This is a genomic window from Pseudoponticoccus marisrubri, from assembly GCF_001482405.1.
Classification (GTDB): domain Bacteria; phylum Pseudomonadota; class Alphaproteobacteria; order Rhodobacterales; family Rhodobacteraceae; genus Pseudoponticoccus; species Pseudoponticoccus marisrubri.
In genome coordinates this window covers 289,779-316,353 of record NZ_LPXO01000002.1, presented here as the reverse complement: position 1 = coordinate 316,353, position 26,575 = coordinate 289,779, and the positions used below count along the sequence as shown (strand labels likewise).

The window sequence follows — 26,575 nt, the reverse complement described above, 5'->3', positions numbered from 1 at the left end:
GCCCGGCGCCGCGGCGTTGAAAAGACCTGCCGCGGCGCCGGTTTCCGGGATGAAAGCGCCGGCTGGCGCGTTCTTTGAAGGACAGTCGCCCGGGGGAGGGCGGCTATTCACAGACCAGGCGGCGCGCGCGCGATGGCGCGCGATCCGCGCAGTTCAGAAGGGCAAAGGATCATGCATCAGGCCAAGACAATCACGCCGGCCGAGGCCGTCACCACGGAGCAGGAGGGCACGGCGCGCAAGGAGTTCCGCCTGCGCCGCTACCGTGTGACGAATTTCCGGTCGGTCAACGACTCGGGTTATCTCGACCTCGACGATGTCACGGCGCTGATCGGCGTGAACGAATCCGGCAAGACCAACCTGCTGCTGCCCCTGTGGAAGCTCAACCCCGCCGGGGATGGCGAGCTCGACCCGATCTCGGACTATCCCAAGGCGCTGTTCGGGACGATCCGCAAGGCGCCCGGCAATTTCCATTTCATCACCGCCGAGTTCGAGACCGGCGCCGCCGCCGAGGAGATCGCCAAGCTGGGCAATTTCCCGAAGGAGGCGGCCGGGCTGGTCGCGGTCAGCCGCGCCTTCGACGGCAGCCACCTGGTCAGCTTCCCGCAGCACCGGCCGCGCAAGACCGATGACCGCGCAGAGGTGCGCGCCGAGGTCAAGCAGGCGCTGACGCGCCTGCCCACGCTGCCCGGCGCGACGGGCGAGCTGTTCACCGAGGCGATGAACACGCTGGAAGAGATGCGCGACGAGCTTTCGGGCGCCGAGCCGCTGACGGCCAACGACCTGATCCGCCTGCGCAACCGTGTCGGCGCGCTGGTGCCCGAGGAGAGCGTCGAGGCGCCCGAGGCCAAGGCCGCCGCCAAGCCCGCGCCGAAACCCGCCCCGCCCGCACCGAAACCCGCGGGCAAGCCGGCCGCCGCCGCAGCCGCCCCCGCCGAAGAGGAGGCCGAGCAGGCGCCCGAGGCCGAAGAGGCGCCCAAGCCGCATGTCTCGCCCGAACTGGTCGCCGCGCTCGAGGCGCTGCGCACCCAGCTGGGCGAGCGCATGGCCAAGATCCTCGCGCCCGATCCGGGCCAGATCCAGGCGGTGCGCGATTTCGTGCTCTCGCGGATGCCGGTCTTTGTCTACTACTCGAATTATGGCAATCTCGACTCCGAGATCTACCTGCCGCACGTGGTCGAGAACATGAAGCGGGTCGATCTGGGCGCCAAGGAGGCGGCCAAGGCGCGTACCCTGCGCGTGCTCTTCGGCTTCGTCGGGCTGGAGGCCTCCGAGATCCTGCAGCTGGGCCGCGACTTCCGCGACATTCACGAAGAGGCGAAGGCCGAGCGCGCCAAGCGCGAAGGCAAGCCCGGCATGGTGCGCAGCCTGATCGAACGCGTCCGCGCCACCGAGACCGAGCCCGATCCCGAGACGCTGGCGCAGATCGCCGAGGCCAAGCGCACCCGATCGATCCTGCTGCAATCGGCCAGCACCAAGCTGACCGAGCATTTCGGCGAATGGTGGATGCAGGGCGATTACCGCTTCCGTTTCGAGGCGGATGGCAACCATTTCCGCATCTGGGTGGCCGATGCGCGCCGCCCGCAGGAGGTCGAGCTGGAGAACCGCTCGACCGGGCTGCAATGGTTCCTGAGCTTCTTCCTGGTGTTCCTGCATGAAAGCGGGGGGGCGCATCGCAATGCCGTGCTGCTGCTGGACGAGCCGGGCCATTCGCTGCACCCGCTGGCCCAGCGCGACCTGTCGATGTTTTTCGAGGGGCTCGCCGCCAACAACCAGATCCTCTACACCACGCATTCGCCCTTCCTCGTGGGGGCGGACCGGCTGGAGCGCGCGCGCAAGGTCTTTGTCGATGGTGACGGCTCCACCCGCGTGACCGGCGACCTCGGCCGGGACGAGGGCACCGACACCAAGCGCGGCGCCAGCTTTGCCGTGCGCGCGGCGCTGAGCATCTCGGTGGCCGATGCCATGCTGCTGGGTGCGGCGCCGGTGCTGGTGCAGGGCACGGTCGAGCAGATCTACCTGTCCACGATCAAGACGCTGCTGATCCGCGAAGGCCGGCTACGCCCCGAGCGCGACCTTGTCTTCGCACCCGCCGCCGGGCCCGACACGCTGCAGACCATGGTCCAGCTTCTGTCCGGCGATGCGTCGCGCAAGCCGCCGATGATCGTCGACAGCGTCTCCGGACGCGGTCGTGGCGGCGCGCTGGGGGATGCCGCGTCCGAGCGGATGGTGGCGCTGGACGAGGTGACCGGGCTGCGCGGGGCCGGCATCGAGGACCTTGTGGGCTTCGACATGCTCGCCCCGCTGGTCGACCGCGTCGAACGGCGCCCCGACCGGCTCTTCGTCGACGTCGCCCGCCCGGGTCTGCCGCTGGTCGCGCAGGTCGAACGCTGGGCTGCGCAGGAGGGCGTGACCCTCACCGCCGACTGGCGCCGCGACCTCGCCCTGCGCGGCAAGGCACGGATCCTCGACATGGACCCCGCAGCGCTCCCGTCCGACAGCCTGTCGGCCTGGGAGACCCTGCTGACCCGCGTCGCGGGGTAGGGCGCACCAGCGCACGGTATGACAGGGCGGCGGCCGGGAGGTCGCCGCCTTTTCGTTTGGCATGAGCGTCCCGCGGCGCGGCTGCTACAGCGCGGCGCGGGCGCGGAGGATGTCGCAGAAGGTCAGGGCGGCTTCGCCGAGGGTCTCGCGGCGGCGGGTGACGAGGCCGAAGCCGGTCAGGCGGATCTCGGGGCGGATGGGCAGCACGGTGAAGAGCCCGGCGCGGCGATGCGCCTCGACCAGCGCCTCGGGCAGCAGCGCGATGGCGTCCGAGACCTGCACGAGGTTCAGGATCAGCAGCAGCGAGGAGCATTCGATCATGTCCTGCGGCCGCGGCAGGCCGGCCTGGCCGAAGGCGGCGTCCAGCACCTGGCGCGAGGGGTTCGATTCCGGCTGCAGCGCCCAGGAACAGCCCGCCACCTCGGCCAGCGTGCAGGGGCCGGTGCGGGCCAACGGGTGCCCGGTGCGCGCCACCACGACCAGCCGTTCCTCGGCCAGCGGCTCGAAGGCGAAGATCGTGCGGTGGCGCACCGCGCTGAACCGCCCGACGGCAAGGTCGAGCCGCCCGGCCTCGAGCTCTTCGAGGATGGCGTCGCTGGTCTCGCCATGCAGCGAGACCATGAGCTGCGGCCGGGCGCGCTTGATCTCGGCCACGGCGCGCGCCACCAGGTCGGGCGCCGCCCCGGTGATCGCGCCCACCGCCAGCGTGCCGTAGCCGCCCGCCCGGCGGGCCTGGAACTCGGCCGAGAAGCGCTGCAGCCGCGACAGCTGCTCGCGCGCATTGGCGATAGCGAATTCGCCCAGAGGCGTCGGGGTCAGCCCGCGCGCGGCGCGCTCGAACAGCTCGGCGCCGAAGGTCTCCTCGACATCGCGCAGCATCTTGGACGCGGTGGATTGCGTCATGTTCAGCACCTCGGAGGCGCGATGCGTGGTGCCGTGATCGGCCAGCGCGACCAGCAGCGCCATGTGCCGCATCCTGAGATTGGCGGTGATGTCGCGGTCCATGTCGGGCCGTCCTTTCGAGTGATCGCGTTTCGCGATCGCAGAGCCAGATTTATTCATTGGAAGGTTATCAGTCCGCTGATTAGCGTCAACGCACAGCCCCGGGCCAAAGGGGGGAGGCCGGGCATCGCCCGCCGGACCGGGACCCGATCCGCCAATGCGGCGAGGGCCCGCAACCGGCACCTTCCCCGACGCCGCCAGCGGTCCGCCCATGATGCGAGCGCCGCCGGGTGGGCACGGGCCGGGGCCGAGCAAACGAGGAGGATTTGCATGCATTTCGTGAAAACGGCCGCAGCCATCGGCGGCGTGCTGGCGATGACCGGTGCCGCCTGGGCGCAGGACTATCCCGAACGCCCGATCCAGCTGATCGTGCCCTGGGGGGCCGGCGGCGGCACCGACGCCGTGGGCCGCCTGCTGGGCGCGCAGATGCAGGAAGAACTGGGCGTTCCGGTGAACGTGGTGAACCGCACCGGCGGCTCGGGCGTGGTGGGCCACAGCGCCATCGCCAATGCCGAAGCCGACGGCTACACGATCGGCATCATGACGATCGAGATCGACATGATGCACTGGCAGGGCCTGACCGACCTGACCTACGAGGATTACGACATCCTGGCTATCGTCAACGCCGATCCCGGCGGGGTGATGGTCTCGGCCGATTCCGAGTGGGACAGCGTCGAGGGGCTTCTCGAGTCGATCAAGAGCAACCCGCCGGGCACCTATACCGCCTCTGGCACCGGGCAGGGCGGCATCTGGCACGTGGGGCTGGCCGGCTGGCTGCTCTCCGAGGATCTGGCCCCCGATCACGTGACCTTCGTGCCCAGCCAGGGCGCCGCGCCGGGCCTTGCCGACATGGTCGCGGGCGGCGTGGATATCGTGCCGTCCTCGCTGGCCGAGGGGCGCTCGATGATCGAGGCCGATCGCGTGCTGCCGCTGGCCACCATGTCCGCCGAGCGGCAGGAGGCCTTCCCCGACGTGCCGACGCTGGCCGAATCCACCGGCTCCGACTGGACCGTTGCGGTCTGGCGCTCGGTGGCGGCGCCCGACGGGCTGCCCGAGGACGTCAAGACCCGGCTGATGGACGCGGTCGAGGCGGCCTACAACTCGGAGGAGTACCAGAGCTTCATGCAGGATCGCGGCTTCGGCCTGCGCTGGGCCCGGGGCGAGGACGCGACCGAGATCGTGGCCAATGACGACGCCGCCTTCGGCGAGGTCATGAAGGCGGCCGGGCTCGCCGCCGAGTAAAGCACCAGGGCGCCCGGGCGGGGCCGGCGGCGGGGGCATCCCCGCGCCGGCCCCATTCCCGTCGCCGCACCCTTGCCGCACGCCAAGCCGACAGGATCCCCACCATGCGCGTGACCGACCTGACCCTGGGACTGCTGACCCTGCTGGGCGGCATCGCCATCTACATCTCGGCCATGGGGTTCAAGGCGATCCCCGGACAGGCCTACGGGGCGGGCACCATGCCCCGCGCCATCGCCTTCGTCACCGTGCTGACGGGGCTCTTCATCATCGTGAAGGCCCTGATCGCGGGCGAGCGCGTGCCGGGCCTGCGACTGGCCGACTGGACGCGCAGCGGCGCGGCGCTGGCACGGCTGGTGGCCGTTCTGGGGCTGATCGTGGTCTATATCCTGGTCTCGCCGCTGGTGGGATTCCTGCCCACCGCCTTCGGCGTGATGCTGGCCGCGATGCTGATCCTCGGCGTGCGCTGGCCCGTGGCGTTTGCCCTGTCGGCCGTGGCCGCGCTGGCCATCCAGCAGGCCTTTGGCCGGCTTCTCCTGGTGCCGCTGCCGCGCACCGAATTCCTGACCTTCCTGTGGTGACCCCCGCATGTCGACCCTGATCGAAGCCGCGAGCCTCGTCTTCCAACCCTATGTCCTGCTGGTGATCCTGGGCTCGGCCGCCTTCGGCATGTTCGTCGGCGCCATTCCCGGGCTGACCGCGACCATGGCCACGGCCCTGCTGGTGCCGGTGACCTTCTTCATGGACCCGGTGCCGGCGATCGCCACCATCGTCACCGCCACCGCCATGGCGATCTTTGCCGGCGACATTCCCGGCACCATGCTGCGCATGCCCGGTACGCCGGCCAGCGCGGCCTATGTGCAGGATGCCTATGCGCTGACCAAGAAGGGCCGGCCGGAATCCGCGCTGGGCGCCTCGCTGGTCTTCTCGGCCATCGGCGGCATCTTCGGCACGCTGGTGCTGATCACCGCCTCGCCCGTGCTGGCCGAGATCGCGCTGAAATTCTCGTCGTTCGAGTATTTCTGGCTGGTGGTGCTGGGCCTGTCCTGCGCCGTCTTCATCTCGCCCGGCTCGCCGGCGCGGGGGCTGATCTCGCTCTTCATCGGGCTGTTCGCAGCGACCATCGGGCTGGAGAACCCCGCCGGCGCGCCGCGCTACACCTTCGGCTCGGTCGAGCTGATGGGCGGGGTGCAGTTCATCCCCGCGATGATCGGGCTCTTTGCCGTGTCCGAGGTGATCCGCGCCTTCATCAAGCGCGGCGCGGATGTGCGCCCGCCGCCCACCTCGGGGCGCGGAATCTTCCGCGAGCAGGCGAAGAACCTCGTGACCTACCCGGTGCAGGCGCTGCGCGGCTCGGCTTTGGGCACGGCGATCGGCGCGCTGCCCGGGGCGGGGGCCGATATCGCGGCCTGGATCTCCTACGCGATCTCCAAGAAATTCTCGAAGACGCCCGAGAAATTCGGAGAGGGCCATGTCGAGGGGCTCGTGGAATCGGGCGCCTCGAACAATGGCGCCATGTCGGGCGCCTGGATCCCGGCCCTGGTCTTCGGCATTCCCGGCGATTCCATCACCGCCATCGTGATCGGCGTGCTGTATATCAAGGGCATCAATCCCGGGCCGATGGTCTTCATCACCCAGCCGCAGATGATCTATGCCGTCTTCATCACCTTCCTGCTGGCCAACCTGATCATGCTGCCGCTGGGCTGGATCGCGATCAAGGGCGCGCGGCAGGTGTTGTCGATCCCGCAGAAGGTGCTGATGCCGATCATCCTGATGTTCTGCATGGTGGGCTCCTTCGCGATCAACAACTCGGTCTTCGGCATCGGCATCATGCTGGTCTTCGGCATTATCGGTTTCCTGATGGAGGAGAACGACATCCCCATCGCGCCGGCGATCCTCGGCCTCGTGCTGGGCCCGATGCTGGAGCAGAATTTCGTCACCTCGATGATCAAGTCGCAGGGCAGCTTCATCGCCTTCTTCGAACGCCCCATCGCGGCCGGCCTTGGCCTGTTCACCATCGCGGTCTGGTCCATCCCGCTGGTGCTGCTTGTGCTGCGCCGCCGCGGCGCCGCGCAGGGCGCCTGATCCCCACACCCGAACCCGAAAGACGCTGACTGACATGACCAAACCCGACCTGCTGCTTGCCGCTGACCTGGGCCCGCGCGTGACCGACCAGCTCGAGGCCGATTTCACCCTGCACCGCTACTGCGATGCCGAGGACAAGCCGGCCTTCCTTGCTGCGCTGCCCGAGGGGGTGCGCTTCCTCGCCACGGGCGGCGGCACGGGCTGTTCGCGCGAGATCATCGAGGCGCTGCCCGCGCTCGAGATCATCTCCTCCTTCGGGGTGGGCTATGACGCGGTCGACGTGGCCGCTGCGCGCGCGCATGGCGTGCGGGTGACCAACACGCCCGACGTGCTGAATGATTGCGTGGCCGAGGTGACGCTGGCGCTGATGCTGGCGCTGGCCCATCGCCTGCCCGAGGCCGAGCGTTACGTGCGCGAGGGCCGCTGGGAGGCCGAGGGCAACTTCCCCCTGACCGCCGAGCTGACCGGCCGCACGGTGGGCATCATCGGGCTGGGCCGCATCGGCAAGGCGATCGCCCGGCTGGCGCAGGCCTTTTCCATGCGCGTGGTCTATCACGGGCGCCGCGAGCAGGACCACCAGCCCTACCAGTATTATGCCGACCCCGAGGCCATGGCCCGCGATGTCGACTGGCTGGTGGTCATCGCCCCCAGCACCGACGAGACCCGCGGCATCGTCAACCGCCGCGTGCTGGATGCGCTGGGCCCCGAGGGGCGTCTGGTCAACGTGGCCCGCGGCGACCTCGTGGACGAGCCCGAGCTGATCGCCGCGCTGACCGAGGGCCGCATCGCCGGCGCCGCGCTGGATGTCTTCGCGCAGGAGCCACACGTGCCCGAGGCGCTGCGCGCGATCGACAACGTGGTGCTGCTGCCCCACCAGGGCAGCGCCACCCACAAGACCCGCGCCGCCATGGGCGACCTCGTCGTGCGCAACCTGCAAGCCCACCTGCACGGGAAGCCTGTCCCCACCCCGGTGGTCTGAGGCCCGGGCAGGGGGGCGCTTTCCGGTGCCGGACGGGCGCGGTGATCGGCGGGTGGGTCGTGCCGCGGTGTCGACCTCGGCTCATGGCGCGCCGACTGCCAATGCGGTTCGTGCTCAGGTCTCGACCGTTCCTTCCGGCCCCGCCGTCCCGGTCAGTTCTCGAAAGCGAGAGATGCTGTCGGTGGCGGCGTCGGCCATCAGGCGGAAATCGCCGCTGACCGTGGTCATGTCATAGCCCCAGGCCACGGCACGGGCGGCATAGTCGGGCGTGCCGCAATGCAGCGCGGCCTTGATCCCGGCGCGGTGGCAGACATCGACGATGCGGCGCAGCACCTCGACCATCTCGGGCTCGTCGCGGTCGAAGCCTGGGGCCAGCCGTCCCTCGCTCAGCGAAAAGGTCAGGTCGGCCGGGCCGACATAGATCCCGTCGAGCCCCGGCGTCGCGGCGATGGCCTCGAGATTGTCCAGCGCGGTGCGCGTCTCGACCATGGCCCATCCGATCACCCGGTCATTGGCCTCGGCGGCGATGTTGCCGCCCTGCGCATAGACCGCGCGGCTGGGCCCGAAGCTGCGCTGGCCCACGGGCGGATAGCGCAGGAAAGAGACGAAACGCGCGGCCTCTTCGGCGGTGTTGATCATCGGGCAGATGACCTGCAGCGCGCCGGCATCGAGCATCTTCATGATGATCCCGGGCTCCAGCCAGGGCACGCGCGCCCCGACCACCACGCCCGAGGCGCGCATTGCCTGCATCATGGGAAGCACGTCGGAATAGTCCAGCGCGCCATGCTGCACGTCGATGGTGAGCGCGTCATATCCCTGCGCGGCCATGACCTCGGCCACGAAGGCATTGCCCACGCTCAGCCAGCCATTGAGCACTGGGCGCCCCTCGGCCCAGATCTGCTTGACCCTGTTCTCGATCATGGGCGTCGTCCTTTTCCTTGCCGCGCTCTCGGGGAGCTTCAGGGCCGGCCCTAACGGCGCGGCCCGGTGCATGATCGGGCCTGGCGGGGGCCATTGTCAAAGCGATCACGGGCAGGGGGTGCACATGAAACGGGCGGCGCGACCGATTCGGCCCGCCGCCCGTTGAGATTGGATTGTACAGGGTCTCAGCCCGCGGCGACCACCTTGGTCGCGGTGCCCTGGCCCAGCATGGACTGCAACTCAAGGCGTTGTGCGCCGGTCAGGTCCTCGTCGAAACTGCGCGCTTTCTTGGAGTAGATCCTCTCCTCTTCCTCCATATGGGCTGCGGCGCTCACCAGGCCAAAAAGACGATCGTTCACGTTACGGATCTTGTGACTCATGCTGTACCTCCGTTTGTTGCGCGATAAGGTGAGTGTGACGCAAGGTAAGAAAATTTCAAACAGGAAAAATGCCAGATCATGAATTTGACAGCAGAGACCAGTGATCCGCGTCGCGATCCCGACGCCTATGACCGCAACCTGGGACGGCTGGCGCTGCTGGGGGCGACCACCGCGACCTTCGGACGGCACCGGCTGGACCACGCGGTATCGATCCTGCACGGCGCGCTGATGACCGGGCAGTTCCGCATCTATCTCGACGAGGCCGGTCGCCCGGCCGGGGCGCTGATCTGGGCGATGCTGAGCGAGGAGATGGCCGAGACCTACCTGGAGACCGGGCGCTTGCCGGACGTCGCGGCCTGGACCTCGGGGCCGGATCTGTGGCTGCTGTCGATCATCGCGCAGGGTCCGGTGGTCAAGCAGGTGGTGCAGGATGCGTTCGGCCCGCTCTTCCGCGCGCATGAGCGCGCCTTCGTGCTGCGCCCGTCGAAACGGGGCGACCGGCGGGTGGTGGCCTTCACCCGTGACGGGGTCAAGGTGGTGCGCCGGCTGCCGCCGGTCCGCGAATGAGCCGCCCTAGCGGCCAAGCCCGGCCAGCAGCTCCTGGATGGCCTCGATCACCGGGCCGGTCGCCTCGCCCAGGCTGTTGCCGCGGCAGATCGTGACGCTCAGCGTCTCGGTCAGGCGGCGGCTGTCCAGCGGCCGGAAGACCAGCCGGCCCTCGGTCACGTCGCTGCACACATCCACCCAGGTCAGGAAGCCCAACCCCTTGCCCAGGCGCATGAAATTCAGCAGCGCGCCGATCGAGTTGCTGGCGAAGGTGACGCGCGGGTTCACCCGCACGCTGAGGATCTCGGCCAGCAGGCGGGTGTGCATGGACAGCGCCGCGCTGGGCAGGCAGAGCGGGTATTGCAGCGCCTCGGCCAAGGTGATCGGCCCGGTGCCGGCGGGGCCGTGGCCGGGCGCGTGCACCACGCCGAGGTGATATTCCTCGGATTGCACCACGACCAGCCGTGACAGGCGGGGCAGGTTGAAGGCCACGATCATGTCCAGCTCCAGCGCTTCGGCGCGGGAAATGATGTCGGCGGTGGTGCCCACCGTCAGATCCAACTCGACCAAGCCAAACTGCGCCTCGAGCCGCGCCAGAAGGGGTTGCACCAGCGTGGGCACCAGCCCCTCCATCACGCCCAGCCGCAGCCGCAGGTCGGTGGGGCTCTTCTCCTGCTGCAGGCGCTGGATGAAGCGCGTGTCGTCGGCCATCCAGCGCATCGCCTCGTCGCGCAGCGCCTCGCCGGCCGCGGTCAGCGCCACGCCGCCGGCGCTGCGCACCAACAGTGGCGTGCCGTAGCTGCGTTCGAGGATCTGGATCTGCCGGCTGAGCGCGGGGGCCGAGATGTTCAGCCGGTCCGCCGCGGCGCGGATCGATTCCGATTGCGAGACCACCACGAAGGACCGGATTTCACGCGAAAAAGCGGACATGCCCCCTCGGGTGTAAGAATTCATGCACTGCCATGTGAGATTCTTTCTACTTTTTCGAACGAAAGTCCATCCGCTACCGTCCCGGGCAAGGACGCAATCACGGACAGGATTTCATGCGGGACGATATCGCTTTGCTCCGGCGCACGGTCGAGATCGCCGAGGCGGCACGCGCCGCCGGCAACCACCCGTTCGGGGCGCTCCTGGCCGATGCCGAGGGCCGCGTGCTGATCGAGCATGGCAACAGCTATACCCGTGACAAGGGGCCGGGCCATGCCGAGATGAATGTCGCGCGCGAGGCGGCGCGCAGCTACGACCCGGCCTTTCTGGAAACCTGCACGCTCTATACCTCGATCGAGCCCTGCAGCATGTGCTCGGGCGGGACCTACTGGGCCGGGATCGGCCGGCTGGTCTACGGTGTCTCCGAGACCCGGCTGGCCGAGATGACCGGCGACAATCCCGAGAACCTGACCATGTCGCTGCCCTGCCGGCAGGTGCTGGGCGCGGGCCAGCGCCCGGTCGAGGTGGCGGGCCCGTTTCCCGAGCTCGAGGACGAGATCGTGCGCACCCATGAGGGGTTTTGGTGACAGCGCCGAACCCGACGACACACAGCAGAGGATGACCCCAGATGACGAGACTTGCCCTGACCGTTTCCGCGCCCGCCCTTGCGGCGGCCCTGCTGGCCGCCCCGGCCCAGGCGCAGGACAAGGTGACCTACCAGCTGGACTGGCTGCCCGGCGGCGACAAGGCGCCGATCTATGTCTGCATCCATGAAGGCATCTGCGCCGAAGCCGGGCTGGAGGTCACGATCGAGCCGGGCCGCGGCTCCTCCGAGGCGATCACCAAGCTGGCCACCGGCACCTCGGATATCGGCTCGGCCGGGATCGAGGCGCTGATGGCCGCCCGCGCCACCGAGGGCGTGCCCGTCACCGCGGTGATGAACATCTTCAACACCGGCCCCCATGCCTTCTACACCACGGCCGGCTCGGGCATCGAGAGCATCACCGATGTCGCGGGCAAGACCATCGCGACTTCGCCCTTCACCTCCTCCAACGTCTTCCTGCCGCTGGTGCTGGACGAGAACGGCATGAGCGAGGACGACATCACGCTGACGAAATCCGATCCCGGCGCGCTGGGCCCGCTGCTGATGACCGGTCGGGCCGATGCGATCATCGCCTGGCTGACGGACGTGTCGCGCTATACCAACCAGGCCGAGGAGGCGGGCAAGGAGATCGTGATCCTGCCCTGGGCCGATGCCGGGCTGGAACTCTACTCCGCCTCGCTGGTCGCCTCGGACAGTTTCCTGGCCGAGCGTCCCGATGTCGCCCGCCGCTTCGTCGCGGCCTTCAAGGCGTCGATGGAATTCGCCCACGCCAATCCCGACAAGGCGGCCGAGGCGGTGGCCGCGGTGGTGCCCGAGCTCAGCGCCGAGGACGTGGCGGGCTCGTGGCTGGACGCCTCCAAGCTGGCCTTCAACGAGGTGACCGAGATGTACGGGCTGGGCGCGCTGGACCCCGACCGGCTGGAAGCGACCTGGACCCGCGTCGCCGCCAGCCAGGGGCTGGACGAGGCTGCGCTCGACCCCGAGAGCATCGTCGACCGCTCCTTCCTTCCGGAGTGAGCCGGTGGCGCTGGTCAAGGACGCAATCGCCTTTGACGGTGTCGGTCAGACCTTCCTGACCGATACCGGCCCGCTGACCGCGCTGAGCGGGGTGGACCTGCGGCTGGACCAGCACGAATTCGTCGCCGTGCTGGGCCCGTCGGGCTGCGGCAAGTCCACCCTTCTGCGCCTGACCGCGGGGCTGATGACGCCCACGGCCGGCCGGGTCAGCGTCTTCGGCAAGCCGGTGGACGGGCCGCGCGACGACGTGGGCATCGTCTTCCAGCAGGCCACGCTGCTGCCCTGGGCCAGTGTCGCCGACAATGTCGTCTTCCCGGCCCGCCACATGCGCGGCCGGGTCGATGCGCAGGACCGCGCGCAGGCGCAGGCGATCATCGAGACAGTGGGGCTCAAGGGCTTCGAGCAACGCCTGCCGGGCGAGCTGTCCGGCGGCATGCAGCAGCGCGTGGGCATCGCGCGCGCGCTGTTCCTCAACCCCGACATCCTGCTGATGGACGAGCCGTTCTCGGCGCTGGACGCGCTGACCCGCGACGCCATGGGGTTCGAACTGCTGCGCCTCTGGCAGGCCAGCCCCAAGACCGTGCTCTTCATCACCCATTCCATCCCCGAGGCCGTCCTGCTGGCCGACCGCGTCGTGGTGATGAGCAAGCGCCCCGGCCGGGTGATCGCGGATCTGCGCGTGCCGCTGGGCCGCCCGCGGGACGAGAACGCGCTGCGCACGCCCGAGATGCAGGATTACATGGCGCATCTGCGCGGGCTGCTGATCCACAAGGAGGTCGCGTGACATGAGCGCCGAGACGACCGAGCCCGCCCGCCGGGCCACGCCGCCCCAGCCCGAGGCACTGCCGCGCGTTCCGCTGGGCGAGCGGCTGATCCGCATGCCCGCCGTGCTGCCGCTGGCCACCTTCGCGGTGATCCTGCTGCTGTGGGAGGGGGCAACCCGCGCGCTGGCCATCCCCAGCTTCATCCTGCCCGCGCCGACGCGCATCCTGGGCGGGTTCGACGCGGTGGATTTCTCGCGCTGGGTCGAACATGTCTGGGCCACCTTGCGCGTCGCGCTGATGGGCTATGTCACGGCGATCCTCGTCTCGCTGCCCATCGCGGTGGGGCTGGCCAAGTCGCGCATGCTCAGCCGCGCGCTCTACCCCCTCCTGGTGGTGATCCAGTCGGTGCCCGTGGTCGCGGTGGCGCCGATCATCATCGTGGTGCTGGGCACCGATGACAGCCCGCGCGTGGTCATCACCTTCATGATCTCCTTCTTCCCTTTGGTCGTGTCGATGACCACCGGGCTGATGGCGACCCCGCCCGAGCTGATCGAGCTGTCGCGCTCGCTGCGCGCGCCGCAGCATCGCGAGATCAGCCAGATCCGGCTGCCCTATGCCACGCCCTACATCTTCTCGGGGCTCAAGATCTCGATCACGCTGGCGGTGATCGGCGCCGTGGTGGCAGAGTTCGTCGCCGCCGAGAAGGGGATCGGCTATTTCATCCAGTTCTCGACCTCGATGTTCAAGCTGCCGCAGGCCTGGGCCGGGCTGGTGCTGCTGGTGGCCATGTCGCTGCTGCTGTTCCAGGCGGTGAGCCTGATCCAGCGGCTGGCCTTCCCGTGGTCGCTGCCCAAGGGCGACCGATGAGCCTGCTGGTCACCAATATCGCGCATGGCTGGACCGGCGATGCCGACGGCACGCGGTTGTCCGGCGCCATCCGGATTGCCGACGGGCTGATCGTCGAGACCGGCGCGCTGACCCCGCGCCCCGGCGAAGAGGTACTGGACGCTTCGGGCTGTGTCGTGGCGCCGGGTCTGGTGAACACCCATCACCACCTGTTCCAGTCGGTGCTCAAGGGCGTGCCCGCGGGCATGGATGTGGCGCTGGACCGCTGGCTGGCCGAGGTGCCCTATCGCTACTGGCCGCGACTGGACGAGGAGGCCCTGCGCGTCTCGGCCCGGATCGGGCTGGCCGAGCTGGCGCTGAGCGGCGCGACCACGGTCTGCGACCACCACTACGTCTATTCCGACCGCTACGACTACGACCCCTCGCAGGTGCTGGTCGAAGAGGCCGCGCGCATGGGGCTGCGTTTCGTCCTTGCGCGCGGGGGCATGACCCGCGGACGGGCTTTTGACGGGGCCGACATGCCGCCGCCGCCGGTCGAGAGCCTTGGCACCTTCCTCGACGGGCTGCGCGATGCCGCAAGCCGCTGGCACGATCCCTCGAACCGGGCGATGACCCGCGTGGCCTGCGCGCCCACCACGCCCAATTTCAACTTCACCCCGGGCGAGCTGGTCGAGATCGCGCAGGAGGCGCGCCACCTTGGCCTGCGCCTGCACGCCCACCTGTCCGAGAATACCGGCTACGCGGCGCAGACGCTGAAGGCCTTCGGCCAGCGCCCGGTGCCATGGCTGGCGGGGCAGGGCTGGCTGGGCCCGGATGTCTGGTTCGCGCATCTCGTCGACCTGGATGCGGCCGAGATCGCGCTTCTGGCCGAGAGCGGCACCGGCATGGCGCATTGCCCGCAGGCCAATGCGCGGCTGGGCTCGGGCATCGCGCCGGCGCCGACGCTGCACGCAGGCGGCGCGCCCGTTTCACTGGCGGTGGACGGGGCGGGCGCCAACGAGGCCGCCGACATGGGCGGCGCGCTTTACGCGGCCTTTACGCTGCACCGCGCGCGGGGCGGGGTGGGGGCGGTGGATGCCGCCACCGTGCTGCACTGGGCCACGATGGGCGGGGCGCGCGTGCTGGGCCTGCCGGGGCTGGGGCGCATCGCGCCGGGCATGGCGGCGGACCTGGTGCTGTTCGACCTCTCCGCGCCGCGCCACCTTGGCCTGCACGATCCCGCGCTGGCCCCCGTCATCACCGGCGCCGCGCCGGTGCGCCACAGCCTTGTCGCCGGCCGCCCCGTGGTGCGCGACGGGCAGATCCCCGGGCTCGACCTGTCGGCGCTGGGCCGCGATGCCGCGCGCGTCACCGCCCGGCTGGCCCGCCAGCCGGAGGCCGAGCCCGCCTGAGCCTTTCCCCCGGAGTAGAAGCTGTCAGCGCCACATGGGCGTCGGTCATTGCTCCCCTTGACCCGAAGGAGACCAAAGATGGCAGAAACACAGGACTACGCGCTCGACGAGCTGAAGAAGGAGGCCGGGTTCGGCGGCTATGGCGAGGAGGTCGACCGCGACATTCCGCAGATCGATATGTCGGATTATTTCAACCGCAAGGACGAGATCACCGAGGCGCTCTGGGACGCGGCCACCGGGATCGGCTTCTTCCAGCTGACCAATCACGGTATCCCGCAGACGCTGATCGACGACGCCTTCGCGCTGTCGGCCGGCTTCTTCGCGCTGCCCACCGACACCAAGGAGCAATACCCGTTGAAGCCCGGCACCAATGCCGGATGGGAATACATGGCGCAGGTGCGTCCCTCGACGGGCACGGCGGACCGCAAGGAAAGCTACCAGATCACCCTGCCGCGCATGTCCGGGCTCTGGCCCACGGGCGAGGAGATCTTCGGCTTCAAGGAGACCATGCTGGCCTTCGAGCGGCACAATTGGGCCGTGGCCATGAAAGTGCTGGACTGTTTCGCCAGCCGGCTGGATTTTCCGCCCGGCTTCTTCACCGAAGGTCATGACCCGGACACAAGGGAATACCAGTCGACGCTGCGGCTGATCCATTACCTCGGGATGGAGGATGCCAAGCCCGAGGATTTCAAGTTCTGGCGCGCCGGGGCGCATACCGATTTCGACTGCCTGACGCTTCTGCACCAGAAGGAGGGGCAGGGCGGGCTTCAACTCTGCCCCGGCAAGGACGAGAAGGGGCGCGCCACGCAATGGACCGATGTGCCGCCGCTGGGCGGCGTCATCACCTGCAATATCGGTGACATGCTGATGCGCTGGTCCGATGACCGGCTGCTGTCCAACCTGCACCGCGTGCGGATGCCGAAGCCGCAGGAATATCTCGGGCCGCGCTACTCGATCGCCTATTTCGCGCAGGCCAACATGGACACGGTGCTGGCCGGGCCGGGGGGCAAGTACCCGCCGATGACCGCACATGACTACATCCAGATGCGCCTTGGCGCCAATTTCGGAAAGAAGTGATGGGGCTGCCGGTCATCGACATCTCGGGCCTGGCCGCCTCGGACCCCGCCGCGCGCCGCGCGGTGGGGGAGGCGCTGCGGACGGCCTGCCTCGACCACGGGTTCTTCTACTGCACCGGGCATGGCGTGCCTCAGGCACTGATGGACGCAGTGATGGCGCAGACCCGCGCGCTGTTCGACCTGCCCGACGCGGCCAAGGACGCGCTGGACAAGGCGCACTCGTTCTGCAACCGCGGATACGAGCAGCTGGGCGGGCAGACCCTGCAACCCGGCGCCATGCCCGACCGCAAGGAGGGCTATTACATCTCGGAAGAGATCGCCGAGGGCGATCCGCGCATGGGCCGGTTCAACCACGGCCCCAATGTCTGGCCGCAGGACCTGCCGGAATTCCGCCCGGTGATGATGGCCTATTACGCCGCGCTGGGCGTGGTGGGCGCGCGGCTGATGCGCGGCATCGCGCTGTCGCTGGACCTGGAGGAGGACGCGCTCGATCCGTTCACCCACCGCCCTATCGCCACGCTGCGCCTGCTGCATTACCCGCCCGCGCGCCCCGAGGAACCCGACGAGCTGGGCGCCGGCGCGCATACCGATTTCGGCGCGCTGACCCTGCTGATGCAGGACGAGGTCGGCGGGCTTCAGGTGAAATCCGACACCGGCTGGATCGAGGCGCCGCCCGTGCCGGGGGCTTACGTGGTGAACCTCGGCGACATGATCGCGCGCTGGACCAATGACCGCTACCGCTCGACCCTGCACCGGGTGATCAACCGCTCGGGACGCGAGCGCTACTCGGTGCCGTTCTTCTATACCGGCAATCCCGATTACGTGACACGCTGCGTGCCGACCTGCCTGGCGCCCGGCGAGGTGCCGAAATACCCTGCCGTCTCGGTCGAGGCGCATCTGAAGGCGATGTATGCCCGCACCTATGCCGCCGCGACCTGAGCGGCTGATCCTGATCCACGGCGCCTGGGCCGGGGCGTGGGTCTGGGAGGCGCTGGTGCCGGAGCTGGCCGCGCTGGGCTGGCCGGCCGAGGCGCTGGACCTGCCCGGCGACGGGGCGCACCCGATCCCGGCGGGGCGCGTCACGGCGCAGGATTACCGCGACACGCTGGCGCGCGCGATCGCGGACGGGCCGGGCCCGGTGGCGCTGGTCGGTCATTCGGGCGGCGGCATGCTGGTGACCGCGGGACACGCGCTCTGCCCCGACCGGGTCAGCCACGCGGCCTGGATCGCGGGCATGCTGCTGCGCGACGGGCAGAGCTTTGACGACATCCAGCAGGCCGTGGCCGGGCCGGGGCAGCGTTTCGGCATCACGTCGCATGTGGTGGTCGCGCCCGACGGCGCGTCCTCCACCGTGCCGGTCGACAAGGCCGCGGCGCTCTTCTTCAACGATGCCGAGCCCGAGACGGCCCGTGCCGCCGCCGCCCGGCTGACCCCGCAACCCGCCGCCGGGCACCGGATGCGGGTCACGCGCGCGGCGGGCTTCGACGCGCTGCCCAAATACTACCTGCTGGCCACGCAGGACCGCTCGGTCCTGCCGCAGGCGCAGCGGCTGATGTGCGATGGCGTTCCGAAGCTCACGGTCGAGGAGATCGCCGCCGGCCATGTGCCCCAGCTGACCCGCGCCGCCGAGCTGGCCGCGCGGCTCGACCGCTGGTTGCGGGGCGGCGGGCCGGACCAACCGCAGGGGCCCGGAACCAGCCCTTGACGCCACGGCCCCCCGGCGCGAGGTTGGCGCCAACGCCGCCGGGGCGCCCGCACGGGTCGCCTTTCGAGGGGCGATGATCCGGGAGGGGACATGGCACGGATAGGCGTCGTCGGATTGGGCTCAATGGGATACGGCATGGCGTCGTCCTGTCTCAAGGCCGGGCACGAGACATGGGGCAAGGACATCAACCCCGAGGCCGAGGCGCGCTTTCGCGCCGAGGGCGGCGCCAGTGGCGATCTGCCCGGCGATCTCGACGCGCTGGTGATCGTGGTGCTGAACGCCGCCCAGACCGAGGCGGTGCTGTTCGGCGAGGCGGGCTTGGCCGCACGCATGGGGCAAGGCACGGTGGTCATCTCCTGCGCGACCGTGCCGCCCGAGTTCGCCCGGCAGATGGAGGCGCGCTGCGCCGAGGCCGGGCTTCTCTATCTCGATGCGCCGATCTCGGGCGGGGCGGTCAAGGCGGCCGCCGGCGCGCTGTCGATCATGGCCTCGGGCAGCGAGCCGGCCTTCGACGCCGCGCGCCCGGTGCTGGAAGCCTGCGCCGAGACGGTGTTCGAGCTGGGCGATGCGGCCGGGCCGGGCTCGGCCATGAAGGCGGTCAACCAGCTGCTGGCCGGCGTGCATATCGCTGCCATGTCCGAGGCGCTGGCGCTGGGCATGACGCAGGGCATCTCGCCCGAGCAGTTCCTCGAGGTGATCCCGAAATGTGCCGGCACCAGCTGGATGCTGGAGAACCGCGCCCCCCACGTGGCCGAGGGCGATTACAGCCCGCGCAGCCAGGTCAATATCTGGCCCAAGGACCTGGGCATCGTGCTGGACGTGGCGCGCTCGGCCGGGTTCTCGGCCCCGCTGACGGCGACGGCGCTGCAGCAATACATGGTGGCCGTGGGCATGGGGCTGGGCGCCGAGGATGACGCCGCCCTGACCAAGGTCTATGCCCGCAATGCCGGGCTGACCCTGCCGGGAGAGACGACATGAGCACGGTTCTGGGCTGCATCGCCGATGATTTCACCGGCGCCACTGACCTCGCAGGGCTCTTGGCGCGTTCGGGCGTGCAGGTCTCGCTGCGGATCGGCGTGCCCGAGACGCCACCCGCCGACACCGCGCCCTTCGAGGTGATCGCGCTGAAATGCCGGACCGCCCCGGTGGACGAAGCGGTGGCCGAATGCCGCGCCGCGCTGGACTGGCTGCGCCGCGCCGGGGCCGAGCGGTTCTTCTGGAAATACTGCTCGACCTTCGATTCGACCGATGAGGGCAATATCGGCCCGGTGGCCGAGGCGCTGATGGCCGATCTGGGCGCCGAGCAGACGGTCTATTGCCCGGCCTTTCCCGAGAACGGCCGCGCGGTCTTCATGGGCCATCTCTTCGTGGGCCAGCAGTTGCTCTCCGAAAGCCCGATGAAGGATCACCCGCTGACCCCGATGCGCGACAGCAACCTGGTGCGGCTGCTGACCCCGCAGGTGACGCGCCCGGTCGGGCTGGTCGACCGGCTGACCGTCGCCCGGGGGCCGGAGGCGCTGCGCGGCGCGCTGGCCGAGGCACGGACCGCCGGCACCGCCCATCTGGTGGTGGATGCGGTGGCCGATGACGACCTGGCCGTGATCGCCGAGGCCTGCCGCGACATGGCGCTGATGACCGGGGGCAGCGCGCTCGCCATGCCGCTCCCCGCGCTCTACCGCGCCGATGGCGCGCTGGCCGAGGCGCCCGCGCAGGCAGCGCCCGACCTGCCGCGCGCCGCGATCCTGCTCTCGGGCAGCTGTTCCGCCATGACCAATGCGCAGGTGGCGACCTATCGCGCCACGGGCGCGCCCTGCCTGCAGCTCGACCCCCTGGCGCTGGCCCGCGATGGCGTGCAGCCGGCGCTGGACTGGCTGGAAGCGCAGGATCTGGACGCCGCGCCGCTGATCTATGCCACGGCCGATCCGTCGGCGGTCAAGGCGGCGCAGGCCGAGCTGGGCCGCGACCGGGCCGGCGCGATCGTCGAGGCCGCGCTGGCCGCCTGTGCGCGGACCGCCCGCGATGCCGGTGCGCGCCGCGTCGTCGTTGCGGGGGGCGAAAGCTCGGGCGCGGTGACCCGCGCGCTGGACGTGGCCCGGCTGGATATCGGTGCCGAGATCGCGCCTGGCGTGCCCTGGACTTATTGCGACAGCGGCGGGCACCGGATCGGCCTTGCGCTGAAATCCGGCAATTTCGGCGTCGAGACCTTCTTCAGCGACGCGCTGGCCGCGTCATGAGCGACGAGACCGCCCTGCGCGAGCAGATCTGCATGCTGGCCGCGTCGCTCTTTGCGCGCGGGCTGACCCATGGCAGCACCGGCAACATCTCGGCCCGGACGGCGGATGGCGGGCTGCTGGTCTCGCCCACGGGCACCAGTTTCGGCCGGCTGGACCCGGGCCGGCTCAGCCGCTTCGATGCGCAGGGCCGCCACGTGGACGGTGACCCGCCCACCAAGGAGATGCCGCTGCACAGCGCCTTCTACGAGACCCGCTCCAGCGCCGGTGCGGTGGTGCACCTGCATTCCTGCCATGCCGTGGCGCTGTCGATGATGCCGGATGTGGACCCCGAGAACTTCCTGCCGCCACTCACGCCTTACGGGATCATGAAGCTGGGCCGGGTCAAGCTGCTGCCCTTCTTCCTGCCCGGCGACTCGGCCATGGGCGAGGCGGTGCGCGGCCTTGCCGGGCGGCGCTCGGCGGTGATGCTGGCCAATCACGGCCCCGTGGTGGCGGGCAAGGATGTGGAGGCCGCCTGCACCGCCATCGAGGAGCTGGAGGACACGGCGCGGCTGGCGATGATGACCCGGGGCCTGAACCCGCGCGGGCTCGACCCCGGGCAGGTTCGGGCGGTGGTGACGACCTTCGACGTGGAGTGGGATGCATGAAATTCTCGGCCAATCTCGGCTTTCTCTGGACCGACCGGCCGTTGCCGCAGGCGATCCGCGCCGCCGCGGCCGCGGGGTTCGACGCGGTGGAATGCCACTGGCCCTATGACGTGCCGGCGGCCGAGACCCGCGCCGCGCTGGAGGAGACCGGCCTGCCCATGCTGGGGCTGAACACGGTGCGCGGCCCGGCGGGCGAGAACGGGCTGGCCGCGCTGCCCGGCCGCAAGGCGGAGGCCCGCGCCGCGATCGAGCAGGCCATCGCCTATGCCGATGCGGTGGGCGCAGGGGCGATCCATGTCATGGCCGGCTTTGCATCGGGTCCGGCGGCGCGGGAGACGTTTCTTGAGAATCTCGCTTTTGCCCGGAACACCTGTCCGGAGGAGATCACGCTGCTGATCGAGCCGCTCAACCGCCATGATGTGCCGGGCTATTTCTTGCAGGACACCGAGCAGGCTGCGGCGCTCCTGTCCGATCTGGGTCGCGACGGCGTCAAGTTGATGTTCGACTGCTACCACGTGGGGCGCAGCGAGGGCGACGTGACCACGCGGCTGGCGGCGCTGCTGCCCCGGATCGGCCATATCCAGTTCGCCGCCGTCCCCGATCGTGGCGCGCCGGACCATGGCGAGCTGGACTACCGCTTCGTCTTCGAGCGGATCGCGGCGCTGGGCTGGACGCAACCGCTGGGGGCGGAGTACCGGCCCGGCGGCGACACCGGGGCAAGCCTCGGCTGGATGCAGGCCCTGCGCACAGCCCGCTGAGCCGGGCGCCGGCAAATTCCATGGATGGAATTTGCAAAAGTTTTCAGGAAAACTTTTGCACCCTCGCGCGGGGCGGAGAGCTTGCACCCGGGCGTGGGACGGGTGACAGTCGCGCCAGGAGGTGCCTGATGCCGCTGATCAATTCCATCGCCGCCATGTCCGACGAGCTGACCGCCTGGCGCCGCCAGCTGCACCAGGTGCCCGAGCTGGGGCTGGACTGTTTCCGCACCGCCGGTTTCGTCGAGGAGCGGCTGCGCAGCTTCGGCATCACCGAGATCCATACCGGGCTGGCGCGGTCTGGGCTGGTGGCGATCATCGAGGGGCGCGGCCCGGGGCGGACCATCGGGCTGAGGGCCGACATGGATGCGCTGCCGATGGAGGATCTCTCGGGCACCGACCATGCCTCGCAGGTGCCGGGCATGGCCCATGCCTGCGGCCATGACGGGCACACCACCATGCTGCTGGGCGCCGCGCGATACCTCGCCGAGACGCGCAATTTCTCGGGCCGCGTGGCGCTGATCTTCCAGCCCGCCGAGGAGAACGAGGGCGGTGGCCGCATCATGGTCGAGGAAGGCATGATGGAGCGCTTCGAGATCGCCGAGGTCTACGGCCTCCACAACTCGCCCGGCGCGCCCGAAGGGCACCTGCTGACCAATCCCGGCGCGCTGCTGGCGGGGGTGGACGAGTTCACCATCCGCATCCAGGGCAAGGGCGGGCACGGGGCGGTGCCGGCACAGGCGCGCGACCCGGTGGTCGCGGCGGCCTCGATCGTGATGGCGCTGCAGACCATCGTGTCGCGCAATGTCGACGCGCTGGAGCGTGTGGTGGTCAGCGTCACGCAGATCCATACCGGCACCGCGATGAACATCGTGCCCGACAGTGCCGTGATCAACGGCACGGTGCGCTATTTCGACAAGGACGTGCAGGCGGTGGTGATCGCGCGCATGGAGGAGATCGCCACCTTCCAGGCGCAGAGCTTCGGCATGAGTGCCACGCTGGACTACGACAAGGGCTATCCGCCGACAATCAACCATCCCGCGCAGGCGGCTTTTGCCGCCGCGGTCGCGCGCGAGGTGGTGGGGGCCGAGCGGGTGGAGGACGACTGTCCGCCGATCATGCCCGGCGAGGATTTCGCCTACATGCTCGAGGCGCGGCCCGGCGCCTATCTCTTCCTGGGGCAGGGCGACACGCCGATGTGCCACCACCCGGCCTATGATTTCAACGACCGCATCGCGCCCATCGGGGCGAGCTTTTTTGCCCGGCTGGTCGAGACCGCGCTGCCGGTGTAGAGCCGCGTCGCGGGCCGGCCTTTTCCGGTCGCCGCCCGCCCACCCCCCCGTCGCCCGGAAAAGGCCCGCCCATGTCCCTTGAAGACGCCAAGACCCAGATCGACCATGCCTTCACCCGCGAGGACCTGAAGGGCCCCTCGTTCGAGAATGTCTTTGCCGGCGCGCCCTCTTTCCTGCGGCGGCGCTACTCCAAGGACCTGGCCGGGGTGGACATCGCGGTGACGGGGCTGCCCTTCGACCAGGCGGTGACAAACCGGCCGGGCACGCGGCTGGGCCCGCGCGCGATCCGCGAGGCGAGCCTGCTGCAGCCCTGCGACGCGCCCTATGGCTGGGGCTACGACGTGCTCTCGGAGTTCGCCATCGCCGATGCCGGGGACATGGCCTTCGACTATGCCGCCCCCGCCGAGGTGCCCGAGCGGATCCGTGCCCACGTCGCGGGCATCCTGCAGGCCGGGGCCGCCTGCATCGCGCTGGGGGGGGATCATTCGGTGACCCATGGTGCGCTGCGCGCGCATGCCGCGACACACGGGCCGCTCAGCGTGATCCAGTTCGATGCCCATACCGACACCTGGGCCGATGATGACGCGACGCGCGTCGATCACGGCACTTTCATGTACAAGGCCGTGCAGGAGGGGATCGTGGTGCCCGACCGCTCGGTCCAGATCGGCATCCGCACCGACAATCCCGACACGCTGGGCTTCCGGATCCTCGATGCGCGCGCCGTGCATGGCATGGGCCCCGAGGCGGTGGCACGCCGCGTGCACGAGATCGTCGGCGGCCATCCCTGCTACCTGACCTTCGACATCGATGCGCTCGACCCGGCTTTCGCACCGGGCACGGGCACGCCGGTCTGGGGCGGGCTGTCGAGCCACCAGGCGGCGGTGATCCTGCGCGGGCTGGCCGGGATCGACCTCAAGGGGGGCGACGTGGTCGAGGTCTCGCCGCCCTTCGACCCGGCCGGCGCCACTGCGGTGGCCGCAGCGCATGTGGCGACCGAGCTGCTCTGCCTGTGGGGCTGGACCCGGCGCTGAGCCGGCTTCCGCGGGGCGGGCGGCGCGGGCCCTTTCAGAATCGCGCCGATCCGTGCATGTCATGTGCGGGGGATGACTTTGCAGAACGGTGGGCCATATCTTGCGCATGGTTTTCTTCGCGATCCTGATCATCGTGGCGGGCGGGCTGGCCTGGATCCGCCTGGCGCCATCCGACCCGGCGGACTGGCATGTCGACCCGAAGGTGACGGCCGACCAGGACCTGTCGGACGGGGTGCGGCGGCGCATTCCCGACCGGGGCGACACGCTGGCGCGGCTGCACGCGATCATCCTCGAGACGCCGCGCACCGAGGTGCTGGCCGGCAGCCCGGCCGAGGGGCACGTGACCTATGTCACCCGGTCGCAATGGATGGGCTTTCCCGATTACACCACGGTTCAGCAGAATGGCGAGGTGCTGGAGCTCTGGGCGCGGCTGCGCTTCGGCAGCTCGGACATGGGCGTCAACCGGGCGCGCGTGACCGGCTGGCTGGAGACGCTGCGCGCCGCCGAGGCGGAGTGATCCGCCGCCCGGTGCTTGACGGCCCGGCCCGCATGGGCAATGGAACCGCATGATCCCGTCAGACCGATTGCAACAGATCAAGGACCGTCTCGGCTATGTCGAGGCGCGCATGGCCGAGGGCGCCGGCGACATCGCCGCGCTGGGGCGCGAATATGCCGAGCTCAAGCCCGTGGTGGCGCAGATCGCCGAATGGGAACGGCTGCAAGAGGACCTGTCCGAGGCCGAGGCGATGCTGGAAGACCCCGAGATGCGCGCGCTGGCGGAAGAGGAGCTGCCGGCCCTGCGCGCGCGCCTGCCCGAGGCCGAGCGCGCCGTGCAGCTGGCGCTGTTGCCGCGCGACGCGGCCGATGCGCGGCCGGCGGTGCTCGAGATCCGGCCCGGCACGGGCGGAGAGGAGGCGGCGCTGTTTGCCGGGGACCTCGCGCGCATGTACCAGCGCTATGCCGAGGCACAGGGCTGGCGCTGGGAGGTGATCGAGGAACAGCTCTCGGACCTGGGCGGGCTGCGCGAACTGGTCGTGCGTATCGCGGGCGAGGGTGTCTTTGCCCGGCTGAAATTCGAATCCGGCGTGCACCGCGTTCAGCGCGTGCCCGAGACCGAATCGGGCGGGCGCATCCATACCTCGGCCGCGACCGTGGCCGTACTGCCCGAGGCGGCCGAGGTCGATATCCGCATCGACCCCAATGACCTGCGAATCGACACGATGCGGGCCTCGGGCGCGGGCGGACAGCACGTGAACACCACCGATTCGGCCGTGCGGATCACCCATGTGCCGACCGGCCTGGTGGTGACGAGCTCGGAGAAATCGCAGCATCGCAACCGCGAGATCGCGCTTCAGGTGCTGCGTGCGCGGCTCTTCGACATGGAACGGCAGAAATCGGACGCCGCGCGCTCGGCCGACCGCAAGGCGCAGGTGGGCTCCGGCGACCGGTCGGAACGGATCCGGACCTACAACTTCCCGCAGGGGCGGCTGACGGATCACCGGATCGGGCTGACTCTCTACCGGTTGGAGCAGGTGCTGGCGGGCGATCTCGACGAGATCATCGACGCGTTGACCGCCGAGCATCAGGCCGCGCAGTTGGCGGAGCTCGACGGATGAGGCGGGGCGCAAATTCTGTGAACAGAATTTGCAAATTCCATTCATGGAATTTGCGCGGGCGCCGGTGAGGATGCGGGGCACCGACCTGTTGATGCGCGTCACGGCCCGGTTGACCGCGGCGGGCCTGCCGGATCCCGGGCGGGATGCGCGCCGCCTGCTGGCCCATGCGCTGGGGGTCGCGCCCGGGCGGCTGACGCTTGTCCTGCCCGAGCCGGTGGCGCCGGAGGTCGAAACGCGGCTCGAGGCGCTGGTCGATCGGCGTGCCGCGCATGTGCCGGTCAGCCAGCTGACCGGGCAGCGCACCTTCTACGGCCGGTCGTTCCGCGTCACATCCGACGTGCTCGACCCGCGGCCCGAGACCGAGATCCTGATCGAGGCGGCCCTGGCGGAGCCCTTTGCCTCGGTGCTCGATCTGGGCACCGGCTCGGGCAACATCCTGCTGACACTCCTGGCCGAACGCGGGCAGGCGGTGGGGCTTGGCACGGATCTGAGCACGGCCGCGCTGTCCGTGGCGCGCGAGAATGCCGTCGCGCTGGAGCTGCAGGCGCGGGCCGAGTTCCGTCAGGGCGACTGGTACGCGGCGCTGTCCGAGCCGGATCTGCGCTTCGATCTGGTCGTCTCGAACCCGCCCTATATCGCGCGCGCCGAGATGGCGGGCCTGTCACGCGACGTGCGCGAGCACGAGCCGCGCATGGCGCTGACCGACGAAGGCGACGGGCTGGGTGCCTACCGTGCGATCCTGGCCGGCGCGACGGGGCGGCTGGCCCCGGGCGGGCGGCTCTTGCTCGAGATCGGGCCCACGCAAGGGGCGGCCGTGGCGGGGCTTTGCCGTGCGGCGGGGCTGGAGGCGGTCCGGGTGATTGCCGATCTCGACGGGCGTGATCGGGTCGTTTGCGCGCGTTTTTCCGCCTGAAACCGCCGAAACCTGCGTCAAAACGGCGTATTCGCGGGCATTCTCTCTTGTCTCGGGGCAGGTC

At 69.8% G+C, this 26,575-nt stretch carries 27 protein-coding genes; 23 read left to right on the top strand and 4 right to left on the bottom strand.

The window, feature by feature from the left end:
- Nucleotides 1-171 precede the first annotated feature (171 nt).
- Nucleotides 172-2,541, top strand: a complete 2,370-nt coding sequence (locus AVJ23_RS22170) for an AAA family ATPase (protein WP_058861104.1) — start codon at nucleotides 172-174, stop codon at nucleotides 2,539-2,541.
- A gap of 84 nt (nucleotides 2,542-2,625) precedes the next feature.
- On the opposite strand, the gene AVJ23_RS05250 is transcribed toward AVJ23_RS22170, so the two are convergent.
- A complete protein-coding gene (locus AVJ23_RS05250; RefSeq protein WP_240484526.1) occupies nucleotides 2,626-3,546 on the bottom strand; it encodes a LysR family transcriptional regulator in 921 nt (306 codons plus the stop codon).
- A gap of 267 nt (nucleotides 3,547-3,813) precedes the next feature.
- On the opposite strand from AVJ23_RS05250, the gene AVJ23_RS05245 reads away from it, so the two are divergent.
- From AVJ23_RS05245 to AVJ23_RS05230, 4 genes are all read left to right on the top strand, one after another.
- Complete coding sequence (locus AVJ23_RS05245; RefSeq protein WP_058861102.1) at nucleotides 3,814-4,785, top strand: tripartite tricarboxylate transporter substrate binding protein; 972 nt, start codon at nucleotides 3,814-3,816, stop codon at nucleotides 4,783-4,785.
- 104 nt (nucleotides 4,786-4,889) lie between these two features.
- Nucleotides 4,890-5,363, top strand: a complete 474-nt coding sequence (locus AVJ23_RS05240) for a tripartite tricarboxylate transporter TctB family protein (protein ID WP_058861101.1) — start codon at nucleotides 4,890-4,892, stop codon at nucleotides 5,361-5,363.
- Nucleotides 5,364-5,370: 7 nt separating this feature from the next.
- Nucleotides 5,371-6,867, top strand: a complete 1,497-nt coding sequence (locus AVJ23_RS05235; RefSeq protein ID WP_058861100.1) for a tripartite tricarboxylate transporter permease — start codon at nucleotides 5,371-5,373, stop codon at nucleotides 6,865-6,867.
- A gap of 34 nt (nucleotides 6,868-6,901) precedes the next feature.
- Nucleotides 6,902-7,846 carry a 2-hydroxyacid dehydrogenase gene (locus AVJ23_RS05230; RefSeq protein WP_058861099.1) on the top strand — a complete coding sequence of 315 codons (945 nt, stop codon included), beginning with the start codon at nucleotides 6,902-6,904 and terminating at the stop codon, nucleotides 7,844-7,846.
- A gap of 114 nt (nucleotides 7,847-7,960) precedes the next feature.
- Here the strand turns inward: AVJ23_RS05230 and AVJ23_RS05225 are convergent, their stop codons facing one another.
- Both AVJ23_RS05225 and AVJ23_RS05220 read right to left on the bottom strand, forming a co-directional pair.
- A complete protein-coding gene (locus AVJ23_RS05225) occupies nucleotides 7,961-8,767 on the bottom strand; it encodes an HpcH/HpaI aldolase family protein (RefSeq protein ID WP_058861098.1) in 807 nt (268 codons plus the stop codon).
- A 185-nt stretch (nucleotides 8,768-8,952) separates the two neighbouring features.
- The gene (locus AVJ23_RS05220) at nucleotides 8,953-9,147 is read right to left on the bottom strand and encodes a hypothetical protein (protein ID WP_058861097.1); all 195 of its coding nucleotides are present in this window, start codon (nucleotides 9,145-9,147) and stop codon (nucleotides 8,953-8,955) included.
- A 78-nt stretch (nucleotides 9,148-9,225) separates the two neighbouring features.
- Between AVJ23_RS05220 and AVJ23_RS05215 the strand changes: the two genes are divergently transcribed.
- Nucleotides 9,226-9,714, top strand: a complete 489-nt coding sequence (locus AVJ23_RS05215) for a toxin-activating lysine-acyltransferase (protein WP_058861096.1) — start codon at nucleotides 9,226-9,228, stop codon at nucleotides 9,712-9,714.
- Between the two features lie 6 nt (nucleotides 9,715-9,720).
- On the opposite strand, the gene AVJ23_RS05210 is transcribed toward AVJ23_RS05215, so the two are convergent.
- Nucleotides 9,721-10,623, bottom strand: a complete 903-nt coding sequence (locus tag AVJ23_RS05210; protein WP_058861095.1) for a LysR family transcriptional regulator — start codon at nucleotides 10,621-10,623, stop codon at nucleotides 9,721-9,723.
- 113 nt (nucleotides 10,624-10,736) lie between these two features.
- Here AVJ23_RS05210 and AVJ23_RS05205 point away from each other — a divergent pair, with 113 nt between their 5' ends.
- The 17 genes from AVJ23_RS05205 (at nucleotide 10,737) to prmC (ending at nucleotide 26,511) form a co-directional block, all read left to right on the top strand.
- A complete protein-coding gene (locus tag AVJ23_RS05205) occupies nucleotides 10,737-11,207 on the top strand; it encodes a nucleoside deaminase (RefSeq protein WP_058861094.1) in 471 nt (156 codons plus the stop codon).
- A 41-nt stretch (nucleotides 11,208-11,248) separates the two neighbouring features.
- On the top strand, nucleotides 11,249-12,241 hold the full coding sequence (locus AVJ23_RS05200; RefSeq protein WP_058861093.1) for an ABC transporter substrate-binding protein: 993 nt from the start codon (nucleotides 11,249-11,251) through the stop codon (nucleotides 12,239-12,241).
- 4 nt (nucleotides 12,242-12,245) lie between these two features.
- Entirely contained in the window at nucleotides 12,246-13,025 is a 780-nt protein-coding gene (locus tag AVJ23_RS05195; RefSeq protein WP_058861092.1) for an ABC transporter ATP-binding protein, read from the top strand.
- Between the two features lies 1 nt (nucleotide 13,026).
- Nucleotides 13,027-13,872, top strand: coding sequence for an ABC transporter permease (locus tag AVJ23_RS05190; protein WP_058861091.1), 846 nt, complete (start codon nucleotides 13,027-13,029; stop codon nucleotides 13,870-13,872).
- Nucleotides 13,869-15,242 carry an amidohydrolase family protein gene (locus AVJ23_RS05185; RefSeq protein WP_058861090.1) on the top strand — a complete coding sequence of 458 codons (1,374 nt, stop codon included), beginning with the start codon at nucleotides 13,869-13,871 and terminating at the stop codon, nucleotides 15,240-15,242. The genes AVJ23_RS05190 and AVJ23_RS05185 overlap by 4 nt, the downstream gene beginning before the upstream one ends.
- Before the next feature lie 78 nt (nucleotides 15,243-15,320).
- Nucleotides 15,321-16,319, top strand: a complete 999-nt coding sequence (locus tag AVJ23_RS05180) for an isopenicillin N synthase family dioxygenase (RefSeq protein WP_058861089.1) — start codon at nucleotides 15,321-15,323, stop codon at nucleotides 16,317-16,319.
- Nucleotides 16,319-17,257 (top strand): isopenicillin N synthase family dioxygenase, encoded by a 939-nt coding sequence (locus tag AVJ23_RS05175; RefSeq protein WP_058861088.1) that lies wholly within the window; start codon nucleotides 16,319-16,321, stop codon nucleotides 17,255-17,257. Before AVJ23_RS05180 ends, AVJ23_RS05175 begins: the two co-directional genes overlap by 1 nt.
- Entirely contained in the window at nucleotides 17,241-18,023 is a 783-nt protein-coding gene (locus AVJ23_RS05170) for an alpha/beta fold hydrolase (protein WP_058861087.1), read from the top strand. The genes AVJ23_RS05175 and AVJ23_RS05170 overlap by 17 nt, the downstream gene beginning before the upstream one ends.
- A gap of 90 nt (nucleotides 18,024-18,113) precedes the next feature.
- Entirely contained in the window at nucleotides 18,114-19,001 is an 888-nt protein-coding gene (gene ltnD, locus AVJ23_RS05165) for an L-threonate dehydrogenase (protein ID WP_058861086.1), read from the top strand.
- Complete coding sequence (gene otnK / locus AVJ23_RS05160) at nucleotides 18,998-20,257, top strand: 3-oxo-tetronate kinase (RefSeq protein WP_058861085.1); 1,260 nt, start codon at nucleotides 18,998-19,000, stop codon at nucleotides 20,255-20,257. The genes ltnD and otnK overlap by 4 nt, the downstream gene beginning before the upstream one ends.
- A complete protein-coding gene (gene otnC / locus AVJ23_RS05155; RefSeq protein ID WP_058861084.1) occupies nucleotides 20,254-20,904 on the top strand; it encodes a 3-oxo-tetronate 4-phosphate decarboxylase in 651 nt (216 codons plus the stop codon). Before otnK ends, otnC begins: the two co-directional genes overlap by 4 nt.
- Nucleotides 20,901-21,662 carry a hydroxypyruvate isomerase family protein gene (locus AVJ23_RS05150; RefSeq protein ID WP_058861083.1) on the top strand — a complete coding sequence of 254 codons (762 nt, stop codon included), beginning with the start codon at nucleotides 20,901-20,903 and terminating at the stop codon, nucleotides 21,660-21,662. The genes otnC and AVJ23_RS05150 overlap by 4 nt, the downstream gene beginning before the upstream one ends.
- Before the next feature lie 128 nt (nucleotides 21,663-21,790).
- Nucleotides 21,791-22,951: a M20 aminoacylase family protein gene (locus AVJ23_RS05145; protein ID WP_058861082.1), complete on the top strand. Its 1,161-nt coding sequence runs from the start codon at nucleotides 21,791-21,793 to the stop codon at nucleotides 22,949-22,951.
- A gap of 71 nt (nucleotides 22,952-23,022) precedes the next feature.
- On the top strand, nucleotides 23,023-23,982 hold the full coding sequence (speB, locus tag AVJ23_RS05140) for an agmatinase (protein WP_058861081.1): 960 nt from the start codon (nucleotides 23,023-23,025) through the stop codon (nucleotides 23,980-23,982).
- Nucleotides 23,983-24,088: 106 nt separating this feature from the next.
- Complete coding sequence (locus tag AVJ23_RS05135) at nucleotides 24,089-24,499, top strand: DUF1499 domain-containing protein (protein WP_058861080.1); 411 nt, start codon at nucleotides 24,089-24,091, stop codon at nucleotides 24,497-24,499.
- A gap of 49 nt (nucleotides 24,500-24,548) precedes the next feature.
- On the top strand, nucleotides 24,549-25,598 hold the full coding sequence (gene prfA, locus AVJ23_RS05130; protein ID WP_058861079.1) for a peptide chain release factor 1: 1,050 nt from the start codon (nucleotides 24,549-24,551) through the stop codon (nucleotides 25,596-25,598).
- Between the two features lie 70 nt (nucleotides 25,599-25,668).
- Nucleotides 25,669-26,511: a peptide chain release factor N(5)-glutamine methyltransferase gene (gene prmC, locus AVJ23_RS05125; RefSeq protein ID WP_058861267.1), complete on the top strand. Its 843-nt coding sequence runs from the start codon at nucleotides 25,669-25,671 to the stop codon at nucleotides 26,509-26,511.
- Nucleotides 26,512-26,575 lie beyond the last annotated feature (64 nt).